This is a genomic window from Parvibaculum sp., assembly GCF_049651025.1.
GTDB lineage: Bacteria > Pseudomonadota > Alphaproteobacteria > Parvibaculales > Parvibaculaceae > Parvibaculum.
This window is the reverse complement of sequence record NZ_JBASBH010000063.1, coordinates 1-15,346: the sequence shown is the minus strand read 5'-3', so window position 1 is coordinate 15,346 and position 15,346 is coordinate 1. Positions and strand designations below refer to the sequence as shown.

At 60.8% G+C, this 15,346-nt stretch carries 12 protein-coding genes; 4 read left to right on the top strand and 8 right to left on the bottom strand.

Translation table 11 applies throughout. The features are described 5' to 3' along the window. Positions 1–77 precede the first annotated feature (77 nt). From WA943_RS08865 to WA943_RS08840, 6 genes are all read right to left on the bottom strand, one after another. The gene (locus WA943_RS08865) at positions 78–1,094 is read right to left on the bottom strand and encodes an NADP-dependent oxidoreductase (RefSeq protein WP_424469511.1); all 1,017 of its coding nucleotides are present in this window, start codon (positions 1,092–1,094) and stop codon (positions 78–80) included. A gap of 135 nt (positions 1,095–1,229) precedes the next feature. Then, positions 1,230–2,255, bottom strand: a complete 1,026-nt coding sequence (locus WA943_RS08860) for an NADP-dependent oxidoreductase (protein WP_424469510.1) — start codon at positions 2,253–2,255, stop codon at positions 1,230–1,232. A gap of 82 nt (positions 2,256–2,337) precedes the next feature. Next, positions 2,338–3,714, bottom strand: coding sequence for an efflux transporter outer membrane subunit (locus WA943_RS08855; protein WP_424469509.1), 1,377 nt, complete (start codon positions 3,712–3,714; stop codon positions 2,338–2,340). An 11-nt stretch (positions 3,715–3,725) separates the two neighbouring features. Then, a complete protein-coding gene (locus WA943_RS08850) occupies positions 3,726–5,672 on the bottom strand; it encodes a MacB family efflux pump subunit (protein WP_424469508.1) in 1,947 nt (648 codons plus the stop codon). Next, entirely contained in the window at positions 5,669–6,895 is a 1,227-nt protein-coding gene (locus WA943_RS08845; RefSeq protein ID WP_424469507.1) for an efflux RND transporter periplasmic adaptor subunit, read from the bottom strand. The genes WA943_RS08850 and WA943_RS08845 overlap by 4 nt, the downstream gene beginning before the upstream one ends. A gap of 150 nt (positions 6,896–7,045) precedes the next feature. Then, the gene (locus WA943_RS08840) at positions 7,046–8,050 is read right to left on the bottom strand and encodes an NADP-dependent oxidoreductase (protein ID WP_424469506.1); all 1,005 of its coding nucleotides are present in this window, start codon (positions 8,048–8,050) and stop codon (positions 7,046–7,048) included. Between the two features lie 160 nt (positions 8,051–8,210). Here WA943_RS08840 and WA943_RS08835 point away from each other — a divergent pair, with 160 nt between their 5' ends. From WA943_RS08835 to rarD, 4 genes are all read left to right on the top strand, one after another. Continuing rightward, a complete protein-coding gene (locus WA943_RS08835) occupies positions 8,211–9,872 on the top strand; it encodes an NAD+ synthase (RefSeq protein ID WP_424469505.1) in 1,662 nt (553 codons plus the stop codon). A gap of 15 nt (positions 9,873–9,887) precedes the next feature. Continuing rightward, the gene (gltX, locus tag WA943_RS08830) at positions 9,888–11,228 is read left to right on the top strand and encodes a glutamate--tRNA ligase (RefSeq protein WP_424469504.1); all 1,341 of its coding nucleotides are present in this window, start codon (positions 9,888–9,890) and stop codon (positions 11,226–11,228) included. Between the two features lie 208 nt (positions 11,229–11,436). After that, complete coding sequence (gene cimA / locus WA943_RS08825) at positions 11,437–13,074, top strand: citramalate synthase (RefSeq protein WP_424469503.1); 1,638 nt, start codon at positions 11,437–11,439, stop codon at positions 13,072–13,074. Between the two features lie 75 nt (positions 13,075–13,149). Beyond that, a complete protein-coding gene (gene rarD, locus WA943_RS08820) occupies positions 13,150–14,079 on the top strand; it encodes an EamA family transporter RarD (protein ID WP_424469502.1) in 930 nt (309 codons plus the stop codon). A 3-nt stretch (positions 14,080–14,082) separates the two neighbouring features. Here the strand turns inward: rarD and WA943_RS08815 are convergent, their stop codons facing one another. Together WA943_RS08815 and WA943_RS08810 are read right to left on the bottom strand one after the other, a co-directional pair. After that, entirely contained in the window at positions 14,083–14,955 is an 873-nt protein-coding gene (locus WA943_RS08815) for an alpha-1,2-fucosyltransferase (protein WP_424469501.1), read from the bottom strand. Beyond that, the coding region (locus WA943_RS08810) for a TIGR00730 family Rossman fold protein (protein ID WP_424469500.1) at positions 14,955–15,346 on the bottom strand (392 nt) is incomplete at its 5' end. The genes WA943_RS08815 and WA943_RS08810, both read right to left, overlap by 1 nt.

Sequence of the window (15,346 nt, the reverse complement as noted above, 5' to 3'; positions counted from 1 at the left end):
CGACTAAAATACGAAAAGGCCCGGACGCGATCCGGGCCTTTTTTGTTTGGGCCATCCTTCGGGACGGGCCGCACCCGCTAGCTCACCTTCACCAGCCGCCGACCATGGTTCTCGCCTTCAAACAGGCCGATGAATGCCTTGGCTGAGCCTTCGATCCCTTCGGAAATATCTTCCGTGTAGACGAGCTTGCCTTCGTGGATCCAGCCCGCCATCTCGGCCTGCGCGGCGCGGAAGCCCTTGAAGTAGTCGAACACCACAAGCCCCTCCATGCGCAGCTTGTGCGTGATGAAGCGCGTCACATTGCGGATGCCGACAAGTTCGTTCTCGGCGCGATTATATTCGCTGACCTGCCCGGAAACGACGATGCGGCCATGATCCTTCATGTTGAGGATCGCGGCATCGAGCATCGCGCCGCCCACATTGTCGAAATATATGTCGACGCCTTCGGGGCAGGCTTGCGCAATCGCCGCCTTGATGTCGCTGCTCTCGCGATAATTGATTGCGCCGTCAAAGCCGAGGCTCTTGATGTAGTCGCATTTCGCTTTCGATCCCGCGATGCCGACGACCTTGCAGCCCTTCATCTTCGCGATCTGCCCGGCCGTCGCGCCGACAGGCCCGGCGGCTGAAGAGATCAGCACCGTATCGCCCGCCTGCGGCTTGCCGAGATCGAGCAGTCCGAAATAGGACGTAAGCCCCGGAATGCCGAGAACGCCGATTGCTGCCGTGGGGCGCACCTTGCCGTGATAAATATTCGGATCGAGTATCTGCACGCCGCGCCCGTTTGAAAGCGCGTGGCTCACCCAGCCAAAGCCGCCCGTCACGCGGTCGCCCGGCTTGAACTTTTCATTGTTCGACGCCTCGACGATGCCAACCATGGCGCTGTCCACCGTTTCGCCCAGCGGCAGCGCCGCCGTATAGCTGTCGCCGGAGAGCCGTCCGCGCATGCCTGGATCGACGGAATGATATTCCGTGCGGATCAGAATTTCGTGCTCGCCCGGATCGGCAAGCGTCACATCTTCAAGCCGGAAATTTTCGAGCTTCGGTTTTCCCTGTGGACGCGAGGCCAGAACCCAGCGCTTTGCTTTTGTCGGCATGCTGTTCTCTCACTTTTCTCCACCACGTCATTGCCGGGTTTGACCCGGCAATCCAGAGCCGCGCGTTCAGTCCCCGCCGCCCTGTCATCCCCGGGTCAAGCCCGGGGATGACAGAGTGGAAGAGAAGCGAAAGCCTTAAACGGCCTTGTCCGGCCCGACCTTCACCAGCATCTTGCCGACATTGGCGCCGGAGAAAAGATTGAGGAATGCCTTGGGCGCATTCTCAATGCCGTCTTCCACCGACTCCTGCCACTTCATCTTGCCCGCTTTGATGAGCTTGCCCATCTCCGCATAGAAAGACGGCACGATGTCGAGATGGTTCGATACGATGAAGCCCTGCAGCTTCAGGCTTTTGCCGACGGCCTGAATGATGTTCGACGGGCCGGGGCGGGGCGTCGTGTCGTTGTACTGCTCGATCATGCCGCAAAGCGCGAGACGGCCGAACGGCTTCATGTGATTGATCGCGGCTTCGAGATGCGCGCCGCCGACATTTTCAAAATAAACGTCGATGCCTTTGGGAAACGCTTCGCCGACCGCCTTGTTGAGATCGCCGCAGGTCTTGTAGTTGATCGCCTTGTCGATGCCCGCTTCCTTTTCGAGCCAACGGCACTTGTCGTCCGAGCCCGCCGAGCCCACGACATAGCAGCCATGCGCCTTTGCAAGCTGGCAGACGATCTGCCCCACCGCGCCGCTCGCCGCCGAGACGAACACCGTGTCGCCGTCCTTCAGCTCGCCGATCTTGAACAGGCCCGCATAGGCCGTCATGCCCGGCATGCCGAGCGCGCCGAGATAGGCCTCGATGGGCCCAAGCGTCGGATCGATCTTCTGGAAGTTCTCCGCCTTCGACGTTTCATATTCGCGCCAGCCGAACATGCTCTGCACGAAGTCGCCGACCTTCAGCTTGGGCGACTTGCTCTCGACCACCTGGCCGATAGCGCCGCCTTGCAGCACTTCGCCGATCTGGAAGGGCGGCACATAGCTTTCGCGGTCCATCATGCGGCCGCGCATATAGGGATCGACGGACATCCATATGTTGCGGACGAGCACGTCGCCCTCGCCGGGCTGGGCGACGGGCTTGCTTGCGACTTCAAAATCGCTCGCCTTGGGCATGCCCTGCGGCCGTGCCTTCAGACGAATTTCCTTGGATACCAGGTTCGACATGTTTATCTCCTGAAGTTGTTGTTAGGGAGAGTAAACACGGTTTCCGCTGCGGCAGGAAGGTCGGTGACTGAACAGCCCCTGTTCAGGACTCCCACCCGCCGCCAAGCGCGATGAAAAGATTGACCGCCGCCGTATATTGGGCGAGCCGCGCCTGTGCCTGCGCATCACGCGCCGAAAGCCAGCTTCGCTGGGCATCGAGCACCGATGTGAAGTCGCTCGCGCCCGCCTTGTAGCTTGCGAGCGAAAGATCATAGGCCTTGCGCGATTCCGTCGCTGCCACGGCAAGCGATGCCTCGCGCCGCGAATTGGCCTCGGCGCTCGACAGCGCATCCTCGACTTCGCCAAAGGAAGTCAGAACCGTCTTGCTGTAATTGGCCGCAAGTTCCGCCTTCTTTGCCTTCGTCGACTGCAGATTGCCCTCAAGCTGCCCGCCGGAAAAAATCGGCGCGAGCAACGATGCGGCGATCGAAGAGCCGTTTGTCGTGCCGACGCCTGCAAGCCAGTCGACCGTCTTCGAGGCAGAAAGGCTGAGGCTCGGAAAGAAGGCCGCGCGTGCCGCGCCGATATCGGCATTGGCCGCTTGAAGCTGCGCTTCCGCCCGGCGAATATCGGGGCGCCGTTCAAGCAGTGTTGAGGGTTGGCCCGTCGCGATGGCGGGAAGCGTGAGCGCCGCCGCCGTTTTGGTCGATATGTTGAAGCCCTCCGGCACGCGACCGAGCAGGATCGCCAGCGCATGCCGGTTTGCATTGAGCTGGTCTTCAAGCGAGGGAATGCCCGCTTCAATCGAGGCGACCGCCGCGCGCTGCTGCGCAAGGTCGAGCGCGGATACTGCGCCATATTTGTAGCGCGCCTCGACGAGCTTCAGCGTTTCCCGCGCGGCGACGAGAGACTCGTTTGCAATGTTCAGCCGGTCTTCAAGATTGAGCACGGTGAAATATGTCGTCGCGACCGAAGACTGAATGAGCAGCACCGTCGCTTCATGGTCGAACATGCTGGCCCGCAGGCTCGCTTCGGAGGCCTCACTTTGCGCCCTGTAAAGCCCCCAGAGATCGACCGCGTAGCTGATCGAAAGCGACCCACTCGCGCTTTTGGACACGGTGCCCTTGCTGTTGCCGTCGCTGCGCGATGCGCCGCCGCTCGCCTCGACCTGCGGCAGCAGCGAGGAATTCGTCGCACGCAAGGAGCCCTGCGCCTGAACGATGCGCGCCAGCGCCGCCATGATGTCGAGATTGTTGGTGAGCGCCTCGCCCATCAACTGTTGAAGTTCGAGATCGTTGAACGAAGTCCACCAATCGGCGGCAACCGCGATTGCGCCGGATTGCCCCTGCGGCCGGTCGAAATTCGAGGGCACTGCAATAGCCGGGCGCTCATAGGTCGGCACGAGCGAGCAAGCACCCAGTGCCGAAGACATCATGAGGAGCGAGGTGAAGCTGGCGAGAAAACGCCCACGGGTCTGCATGTAGAACAATCCTATTCCGAGGCGAGAGCGATGACAGGGTCGAGGCTCGCGGCTTTGCGAGCGGGAAGATAACCGAACAAAAGGCCGGTTGCGAAAGCGCAGAAAAAGGCAAAGAGCGGCGGCGCCAGCGAATAGGCGACGGGGAGGCCGAAGGCGCTGCAAATCGCCGCCGTCCCGATGCCGCCGATCACGCCGATAAGTCCCCCGACGCCGCATACGACAAGCGCCTCGGTGTTGAATTGCAGCATGATGTCCATCTGCCGCGCACCGGTCGCCATGCGTATGCCGATCTCGCGCGTCCGCTCCGTCACGCTGACCAGCATGATGTTCATCACGCCTATGCCGCCGACGATGAGCGAAATGGCGGCAACCGATCCGAGCAGGATCGTCAGCGTATTCTGCGTCTCTGTCGCCGTTTCGAGAATGGAGGCGGTGTTGCGCACCTGAAAGTCGGTCGCGCGATGGCGCGCCGTCAGAAGCGAGGTGATCTTGTCCTGCGTGTCGTCGATCGTCGCGGAATTCGTCACCTTCACCGAGACCGTGCTGACATATTGCTTTCCGAACAGCCGCATATAGCCGGTGGAGAGCGGCACAAAGGCGACATCGTCCTGATCGCCGCCGAATGAAGACGAGCCTTTCGTCTCCATCACGCCGACGACTTCGAACGGCACGTTCTGCACGAGAATATATTTACCGACTGGATCGTCGCCGTCAGGAAAAAGATTTCCGGCAATCGTCTGGCCGATCACGATGACCGGAGAATAGCCGTCGACATCCGCCTTGGTGAAAAAGCCGCCGCTGGCGATATTCCAGTCACGCACGATCGGATAGGCGGGCCAGGTGCCCGTGACCTGCGTGCGATAGTCGATATTGCCATAGCGCACCGTGACGCTGGTCGAGCGCTCCGGCACCGCGGCATCGACATTGTCGATTGAAATGATCGCCGCTGCATCGTCCGGCGTCAGCGTTGCAATATCGCCGCTGGAGCGCACGCCCGGCGCGCCGGGACGGATGGTCAGAAGATTGGTGCCCATCGCTGAAATGCGTTCGAGCACATTCGCCTTGCTGCCATTGCCGATGGCGAGCATGGCAACGACTGCGCCGACACCGATGACGACGCCGAGCAGCGTCAGCGCCGTGCGGAAAATATTCATGCGCAACGAGCGAAAGGCCATTTTCACCGCTTCGCCCAGATCGGCGCGCAGGAACGAGCCGGCTCCGGGAGCGGCCGAAGTCGCCGGAGCAGACGCGGCGGGCGAGGGCGCGCGTACCACATCGTCAACAATACGCCCGTCTGCAATGCGGATGAGCCGCCTTGCGTGATCGGCAACCGCCGCATCATGCGTGATGAGAATGACGGTGTGCCCGTCCTTGTTGAGTTGCGCGAGCAAGGCCAGCACTTCCGCGCCGCTTGCGCTGTCCAGCGCGCCGGTCGGCTCGTCGGCGAGAATGACGAGTGCGTTGTTTATAAGTGCTCGCGCAATGGAGACGCGCTGCTGCTGGCCGCCGGAAAGCTGCGTTGGCTTGTATTCGCCGCGGTCGCCAAGGCCGAGCCGCGTCAGCAGCATTTGTGCGCGCTCGATCCGCTCCGCATGGGGCTTGCCCGCATAGACGGCAGGCAGTTCGACATTCTCCGTCGCCGTCATCGTCGGCAGCAGATTGTAGCGCTGAAAGATAAAGCCGAACGTGTCGCGCCGCTGCGCGGCAAGTTCGTCGGACGAAAGCCCGGCCACATTGACGCCATTGACGAAATAGCTGCCGGTCGTGGGGCGGTCGAGACAACCCAGAATATTCATGAGTGTCGACTTGCCCGAGCCCGACTGGCCCATGATGGCGACAAACTCGCCCGCATCGATCGTCAAGGACACATCGTCCAGCGCGCGCACTTCGCTCTCGCCGGTGGCATATATCTTGGTGGCGTTGTTGATCTGTATCAGCGGCATGCCAGCTTTGCTCATAGTCTCGGCCCCCTGCCTCCGCCGAGACCGCCGCTATTGGCGCGTGATGAGCTTTGCGCAGTTGCGCTCGTCGTGCCGGTGACGACGACATCGCCGACTTCAAGCCCGGAGATAACCTGCGCCATCACGCGGTTCATCAAGCCGATTTTCACATCCGTCATCTTCACGCGATTGCCCGTCTTGACGAGCACGCGATAAGCGCCTTCCTCGCCGCTTTTCGAAGGCCGCAGCGCGGGCACGGGAACCAGCGGCACGTTTTCCGCTTCGCCCAGCACGAAGAAGACCTGCGCTGTCATGCTGGTCATCAGCGCCTGATCGGTATTCGCAACGTCGATCAGCGCGTTGTAGAGAATGACGTCGTTCACGGTTTCCGGCGTCGGCAATATCTGTCGGACCGTCGAGCGCCACTTGCGATCGGGCATGCCAAGCGTCGTGAAGTAAACCGGCATCCCGGCCCTGAGTTTGGTCACATCGGCTTCCGCTACCTGCGCCTTCACCGTCATGGTGGTGAGGTCGGCGATCTGCATGATCGTCGGCGCGGCCTGCTTGTTGTTAAGCGTCTGGCCTTGCAGCGTCGTCTGCGACGTCACGGTGCCTGCCATCGGCGCATAGATTTTCGTATAGCCGAGATTGGCCACGTCACCCGCAAGCGTTGACTGAGCCTGCTCCACCTGCGCCCGGAGCGAGGCGATGGAGGCCGTATATTGCTTCACCAGCGCGGCGCTGGTGTCGGCCAGGTCCTTGCTCACGGCATCGATCTTCAGCAAGGCCTGATTGCGGTCGTTCTGAATTTGCGCGAGCGCGAGTTGCGCTTGCTGGCCGGTGATCTGCGAGTCGAGGTCCTTCAGCTTCGCCTTGTCGGCAGCGACTGTGGATTCGTAAACGGTCGGGTCCACCTCGGCGAGAAGCTGCCCCTTTGTAACGATATCGCCGATCTGCACATGCACGGTTTCAAGCGTGCCCGAAACCTGCGCGCCGACATCGACATAGTCCTTGGGCTGAAGCGCGCCGAGCGCAGTCACCGTCTGTTCGATGTTTCCGTTTTCAATCGTCGCTGTCTTGTAGACGGGCTGGCCGTTCTCGACGGAGAAGGCATACCAGATGCCACCAAACACAATTGCCGCAACAATGACGGCGATGCCCCATCGCGGTGCTGCCGACATATTGCGATAAGAGGACGGAAGGGCAGTCCACGCCTTTTCCCTGATGCCACCGAAATTCATTGATAACCGTTCCCGTCGTGTTGGTCTCGACCGATCGTCTTGCTTATGGTTTTACGCGGTGGGCACAACTCTCCGTCGGCTGATATCAGAAAAAGGTGGGCCGATATTTTCACGGCCCACCTCGATTTCGCTCAAATATTCACGTCCCGTTCAGCCAAGCCGAACCATGCGCTTGCCGATATTGTCGCCCGCAAGCAGACCTATCAACGCCTGAGGGGTGTTTTCGATCCCGGTCATGATGTTCTCGCGAACCTTGATCTTGCCCGCCTTGACCCATGACTGGAGATCGGCGAGCGCCTTCTCGCGCTGATCGTTGAAGTCGGAAACGATGAAACCCTGCATGGTCAGGCGCTTCACGACGATGAGGCCGGGAATGCCGCGCGGTCCATGTGCCGGTGCTGCGCCATCATATTGCGACACCGCGCCGCAACAGGCGATGCGGCCGTAATTGTTCATGCCGAAGAGGCATGCTTCCAGAATATCGCCGCCGACATTGTCGAAATAGACGTCGATGCCTTTCGGCGCCGCCGCGCGCAGCGCCTTGCCCACGGCTTCCTTCTTGTAGTTGATCGCATGGTCGAAGCCGAGTTCGTCTTTCAGCAGCGCGCATTTCTCGTCGCCGCCTGCAATGCCGATGACCGTGCAGCCTTTCAGTTTTGCAATCTGCCCGACGATATTGCCGACCGAACCCGCCGCCGCCGAGACGACAACCGTGTCGCCCGCCTTCGGTTTGCCGACATCGAGAAGCCCGTGATAGGCGGTGAGGCCTGCAATCCCGTAAACGCTGAGAAGGTGGCTCATCGGTTCCATGGCGGGAAGCTTCTGCGCCGTCTTTGCGGGAATGGCGGCATATTCCTGCCAGCCCGTATCGGCGAAAACGAGATCGCCTGCGGCAAAGCCCGCTGCCTTTGCCTCGATCACTTCCGCGATAGCGCCACCCGCCATGATTGTCCCGGCTTCCACAGCCGAGCGATAGGTCGCGCCCTGCATCCAGGCCCGGTTGGCGGCGTCGAGCGAAATGAGCTTCACCTTGACCAGAAGCTCGCCGTCTTTCGCCGTCGGAATCTGCCCCGTGTTCAGTTTAAAATTATCGGGCGAGAGTTTGCCTTTCGGCGTCTCGACCAGAAGAATTTGACGATTGCTGCCCGTGGCCATCTGTATCCCTCCATCTGATTTCATTGCCTGAACCATATCGGCATTGGTCGCCTTGCGCACCTGATCGCGCCGGCACCGTCCCTGTTTGCCCCTGCCTATTGTTTGGAAGCCCTCCAAAGGCTAGAAACGCTTGGCCCGAAGCACCATTTTAATTGGCCAAATGACTGACAAGCTCCGCATTGCGCTCGCCCAGCTCAACCCGACCGTGGGTGATATCGCCGGCAACCTGAAAAAGGCTGTCGACGCCCGCCGTGAGGCTGCCCTTGCCGATGTCGATCTCATCGTCTTCAGCGAGATGTTTCTGGCGGGCTATCCGCCTGAAGACCTGGTGCTGAAACCGGCGTTCCAGCGCGCGGCGGCGGAAGCCGTGAGCGAGCTTGCGCGGCAAACGGCGGATGGCGGCCCCGGCGTCCTCATCGGCGCGCCATGGGTGGAGGAGGGCAGGCTGATGAACGCCGTCCTTTATCTCGATCAGGGCGAGATCAAGGGCCAGCGCTTCAAGGTGCATTTGCCGAATTACGGCGTCTTCGACGAGCCGCGCGTTTTCCAGCCGGGTCCAATGCCCGGCCCGCTGAATATTCGCGGCGTCCGCATCGGCGTTCCGATCTGCGAAGACATCTGGCTCACCGATGTTGTCGAATGTCTGGAAGAGACGGGCGCAGAGCTTTTGCTCGTGCCGAACGGTTCGCCTTATGACGCCTCGAAGTTCGATGCGCGCACGCAGCTTGTCGTCTCGCGCATTCGCGAAAGCGGATTGTCGCTCGCCTATGTGAACCAGATCGGCGGGCAGGACGAACTTGTTTTCGACGGCGCCTCCTTCGTCATCAACGCTGATTTCTCGCTCGCGGTGCAAATGCCCGCCTGGGTCGAAAAGGTCACGATCACCGACTGGGCGCGGGCGGGAACCGGCTGGGTTTGCGCGCCGGGCGAAAAGGCGCTGGTCGAGGAAGACCTGGAGTCCGTCTATCTCGCCGTCGTGCAGGGCCTTCGCGACTATGTGAATAAGAACCGTTTCCCCAGTGTCGTGCTCGGCATGTCCGGCGGCATAGACAGCGCACTCGTCGCGGCCATCGCCGCTGATGCGCTGGGTCCCGACAAGGTTCACTGCATCATGCTGCCCTATCGCTACACGTCGAGCGAAAGCCTGATGGATGCGGAAGCCTGCGCAAAGGCAATCGGCGCGCGCTACGACACGATCCCGATTGAAAAGCCGGTCGCCGGTTTCACCGAGGCGCTGGAAAAACTTTTCGAAGGCACGCAGTCGGACACGACGGAAGAAAACCTCCAGTCGCGCACGCGCGGCGTGATCCTGATGGCCGTGTCGAACAAGTTCGGCGCGCTGGTGCTGACGACAGGCAACAAGTCGGAAGTTTCCGCCGGCTATGCAACGCTCTATGGCGACATGAACGGCGGCTATAATCCGATCAAGGATCTTTACAAGATGAAGGTCTTCGCCCTGTCGCGCTGGCGCAACACGCATCGTCCCAAGGGTTGCCTCGGTGCAGAGGGCATCGTCATTCCAGAGCGCATCATCACGCGCCCGCCTTCCGCCGAGCTTCGCCCCGATCAGAAGGACGAGGATTCGCTGCCGCCTTATGAAGTGCTGGACGCGATCCTCGAAGGGCTCGTCGAAAAGGAAATGTCGATCCGCGACATCGTGGCCATGGGTTATGATCGCGCAGTCGTGAAGCGCATCGAGCATTTGCTTTATATCTCGGAATACAAGCGCCGTCAGGCCGCGCCGGGCGTCAAGATTTCGGCGCGCAACTTCGGCCGCGACCGCCGCTATCCCATCACCAATGGATTCCGCGATGCGGATTGAACCATAAGGCGCGCCATGAAAGTCACCGTCCGTTTCGCGCCAAGCCCGACCGGCCATCTCCATGTCGGCAATATTCGCGCGGCGCTTTTCAACTACCTCTTTGCCAGACGCGAAGGCGGCCGCTTCCTGCTGCGCCTCGACGATACCGATCAGGATCGCTCGACCGAGGAATATGCGCGCGGCATTGAAACCGATCTTGCCTGGCTCGGCCTGCATCACGATCTTTTCGCCAAACAGTCGGACCGTATTGCTGAATATGAAGCCGCCGCCGAAAAGCTGAAAGCGGCTGGCCGTCTCTACCCGTGCTACGAAACCGCAGGCGAACTTGATCGCAAGCGCAAGCGCCAGCTCGCGCAGAAAAAGCCGCCCGTTTATGACCGCGCCGCGCTCGATCTGACCGACGAGGAAAAACGCGCATTCGAAGCCGAAGGCCGTCGCCCCCATTGGCGTTTCAAGCTCGCCAATGAAGATACATCCTTCGACGATATCATTCACGGCCCGACGCGCATCGACCCGAACTCGCTTTCCGATCCGGTGCTCATCCGCGAAGACGGACGTTTTCTCTACACGCTGCCAAGCGTCGTCGACGATATCGACTTCGACATCAGCCATGTCATTCGCGGTTCGGATCACGTCACGAATACCGGCGTGCAGGTGCAGATCACCCGCGCTCTCGGCGCGACGCCACCGATCTATGCTCACTACTCGCTATTGCTGAGCGTCGAAGGCCGTCCGCTATCGAAGCGCGAGGACGCCGACTTCTCTCTCCGTGCGCTGCGCGATGCAGGCTATGAGCCGATGGCGCTGAATGCGCTGCTCGCGCGCCTCGGCACATCGGATGCGATCGAGCCGAAGCTGACGCTTGAAGAACTCGCCACCGGTTTCGATATCACCCATCTCGGCCGCGCCGATATCCGTTTCGATCCCGCCGATCTCGACAAGGCAAATGCCGCCTTCCTGCACATGTTGCCTTACGAGGCGGTGCAGCGCCGTCTTGCCGATGTAAATTGCGATCTCGGCGGGGCATTCTGGGAAACTGTAAAGCCGAACCTCGCGCGCTTCCGCGATGTCGAGCTCTGGGCGCGCGTCATCAACGGGCCGGTTGAGCCGGCGATTGAAGACGCCGCCTTTGCCGCCGAAGCGGCGAGCCTTCTGCCGCCTGAGCCCTGGGGGCCGGATACATGGTCCGTGTGGACCAACGCCGTGAAGGCCAGGACAGGCGCCAAGGGCAAGGCGCTTTTCATGCCGCTCCGCCTTGCGCTGACGGGGCTTGAGCATGGACCGGAGCTCAAAAACCTGTTACCTCTAATCGGCAGAAAACGGGCGGAAGCTCGTCTTTCGGGTTCAAGTCTTTGAAAAGACTTGGGTTTTTATAACGGCAAGACGCCAGGTAACAACGATGGCACCGATCATGGCGATAAAACGCCCGGCCATTATTTGGAACGTCATTATTCGCGGCTGACATCAGTCTGCCGCCGCCGTACAAGCTCGCTTTAAATATCATGTGAGATGACGGGTCCGGTCGCGGCAGGCGATGCCGCGCGCGCCAATCGGAACAAAGCATATGAGCAAGCCCACCAAAGACCGCCTCTATCTCTTCGACACCACGCTGCGCGACGGGGCGCAGACGCAGGGCGTCAATTTTTCGGTTGAGGACAAGCGGCTCATTACCGGCCTGCTGGACGAGCTTGGCATCGACTACATCGAAGGCGGTTATCCCGGCGCGAACCCGACGGACACATCTTTTTTCGGCGAACGCCCGCCGCTGAAACACGCGAAGTTTACCGCCTTTGGCATGACGAAGCGGACGGGCCGCAGCGCCGCCAACGATCCGGGCCTTGCCCCGGTGCTCGATGCGCAGACGGATGCCGTTTGCCTCGTCGCCAAGGCCTGGGACTTTCACGTCAAGGTCGCGCTCGGCATCACCAATGAAGAAAACCTCGAGGCCATTGTCGACAGCGTGAAGGCCATCGCCGCGCGTGGCCGCGAGCCGATGATCGACTGCGAGCATTTCTTCGACGGCTACAAGGCAAACCCGGCCTATGCGCTTGCTTGCGTGAAGACGGCGCTTGAATCCGGCGCGCGCTGGGCCGTGCTTTGCGACACCAATGGCGGCACATTGCCGAACGAAGTGACGCGCATCATCGGCGAAGTCATCGCCTCTGGCGTCCCCGGCGACAATCTCGGCATTCACGCGCATAACGACACTGAAAACGCCGTGGCCAATTCGCTCGCCGCGATCCGCGCAGGCGTGCGTCAGGTGCAGGGCACGCTGAACGGTCTGGGCGAGCGTTGCGGCAATGCCAACATGGTCTCGCTGATCCCGACGCTGCTGCTGAAGCCCGAATTCGCAGATGCCTATGAGATCGGCGTCAGCCTCGAGCGCCTGAAGAGCCTCACCCATGTTTCGCGCATGCTGGACGAGTTGCTGAACCGCGCGCCAAATCGCTACGCGCCCTATGTCGGCGACAGCGCCTTTGCGTCGAAGGCGGGCATCCACGTTTCGGCGATCCTGAAGGACCCCAAGACCTATGAGCATGTTCCGCCGGAAACGGTCGGCAATATGCGCAAGATCACCGTTTCCGATCAGGCGGGCCGCTCCAACATTCTGGCCACGCTTGAAGAGGCGGGCATCGACGTCGATCCGAAGGACAGCCGCGTCCACCGACTTCTCGAAGAGGTGAAGGAGCGCGAATTCCTCGGCTATTCCTATGACGGCGCGGGCGCATCGTTCGAGCTTCTGGCGCGTCGCCTTCTCGGTCAGGTGCCGGAATATTTCACGGTCGAGTCTTTCCGCGTCCTCGTCGAGCGCCGCTACAATGCGAGCGGCGATTTCATCACCGTCTCGGAAGCGACCGTGAAGGTGAATGTCGATGGCGAGCTTCTGATCTCGGCGGGCGAGGGCAACGGCCCGGTCAACGCCCTCGATCAGGCGCTGCGCAAGGACCTCGGCAAATATTCGCCCTATATTGAAGACCTGACGCTTGTGGATTTCAAGGTCCGTATCCTGACGAGTGGCACGGAAGCCGTGACGCGCGTTTTGATCGAGAGCATGGACGGCAAGGGCAACCGATGGTTCACCGTTGGCGTTTCGCCCAATATCGTCGATGCCTCTTTCCAGGCGCTGGTCGACAGCATCACCCACAAGCTCCTGCGCGACAATGCGCCCGCGCCGGTAAAACACGCCCGTAAAGCCGTCTGATTTGCAGAGCGCCGTTCCTCGCCCGCGCTCCGTGAATGGTGTGGGCGGGGAATTTCCGACTGAAAGCTCTGCGATATGACCGGCACCTCACACACCGAAACGGAACTCCGGCGGCAGGCGAGCCTCGGCGCCATCGCCGCGGGCGGCGGCTATGTCCTCTGGGGTCTGTCCGTCATTTTCTACAAGCAGCTCGACCATGTAGCGTCTCTGGAAATTCTGGCGCATCGCACGCTCTGGAGCGTCGCGCTGATTGCGGTGCTCATCATCGGCCTGCGCCGCAAGGCAGAGCTAGTCGCCATTTTCCGCGACAAGCGCACCTTGGCAACGCTCGTCCTGACTGCCTATATCCTCGCGTCGAACTGGTTCATTTTCATCTGGGCGGTGAATTCCGGCCGCGTGCTTGAAACGAGCCTCGGCTATTTCATCAATCCGCTGGTAAGCGTGCTGGCAGGCGTGCTGATCCTTGGTGAAAGGCTCACGCGCGCGCAAATGCTCGCCATGGCGCTGGCAACGATCGGCGTCGTCTACTTCACGATGTCGCTTGGTTTCGCGCCGTGGATTTCGCTCTATCTCGCGGTGAGCTTCGCCGCCTATGGCTATTTGCGAAAGGTCACGCGCGTCGGCGCATTGGAAGGTCTTTTCATCGAGGTGCTGGCGCTCATGCCCGCCGCCATCGCCTATCTCGCCTATCTGTCGTCGCATGGCGGCACCGGCTTTGCGCATGACGGCTGGTACACGATTTTCCTGCTGATGCTGACAGGACCGATGACGACGGTGCCCTTACTGCTCTTCACCTATGGCGCGCAGCGCATCCGCCTGACGACGCTGGGCCTGCTCCAGTATCTGGTGCCGACTACGTCATTTGCGATTGCAGTCTGGGTATATGGAGAACCGCTCGGCCAAGGCCAGATCGTCACCTTCGCGTTGATCTGGATCGGCCTCGCGATCTTCACCTTCGACACATGGCGGCGCGAACGCGAGCTGCGCCGCATGATCGTCGCATGAGGTTCAGGGCTCGATCGGCGTCATCCACGGCCCGGTGATGCCGGCCGGATATTCAAACCCAAGTCCCGTCGCCAGCCAGCCGCGCGGCGAGATGAGCGGCAGCTTTCGCCCGCAAAAATATCCGCCCCACCAGGAAAGCGTCGAATTCGAAATGATGCCGCCATCGCACAACGTCATCATGGCGAGATCTTCATAGACATTCTGTCCGCTGAAGACGTGCAGGCCGCTCAGTCCCAGCTCGGCAGTAGCCGCCTCCACCTCATCGCTGAGAAGAATGAACTGCGTGTCCGGCGCCGCTGCCTTGATGATCTCGATGCCGCGCAGGTAATAGCTCATCGGCAGCAGCGGCGAGCGATCGAAGATTTTCCAGTGCCGATAGTCGCCGCGCCGAACATGGATGAATGCGCGCGGTCCTGCTGGCAGCCGCGCAAGAAACGCGCGCGCCGCCGCCTTATGCTCATCCTTCAAGCGGAACGAGGGTTCGCCCGCAAACTCCGCGCTCTGAAAATAGCCTTTGTCCACATAGAGAAATCGCGAAAAAATTCCGCGCTTCTGCACCACATCGCTGCCGTGAAGCAGGTAATGGCGCTCGCCGCTCGCGAAATCTTGTTTCGTCTGGCCTATGCCATCAACGAGACGCAGCGCAACCGCCATGCGTCCGAGGCGGCGCAGCCATCGTTTGAAGCCGCGACGCTTATACGTGTCCTCACGATTGCGGACCGCCACGCGCTCCCAGTCGAAGCCGTTCAGAAATTCTTCCATGCCGGTCGCAAACAGCCGGTCTCCGGTTTGGAGAATGCCGTCGAGAAACGCCGCCTCGAACAACTGATTGCCAAGGCGGCCATCGCCGGTGAAGAGCGCGCAGCGTCTTCCCATTAAAGCGCCGCTTCGATACGCGGCAGAATATCTTCCACCTTGTCGACCACGCCGTAAAAACGCCGGACGCTTGAATGCGTGAACTGCCGTTTGATCATGTGGTCGAGCAGCTCGATCAACGGGTCCCAGAAGCCGTGCAGATTGGCAATGATGATCGGCTTGCTGTGTCGCCCAAGCTGCGCCCATGTCATGATTTCGATCAGCTCTTCCAGCGTGCCGATGCCGCCGGGCAGGGCGACGAAAGCATCGGAGCGCTGGAACATCTCCCATTTGCGCTCATGCATGCTGTCGGTAACGATGAGTTCGTTAACATCGCTGAGCTGTACTTCGACGCGCGTCAGAAAATCGGGAATGATCCCGACAACCTTGCCGCCTTCCGCCAGCACCGCTT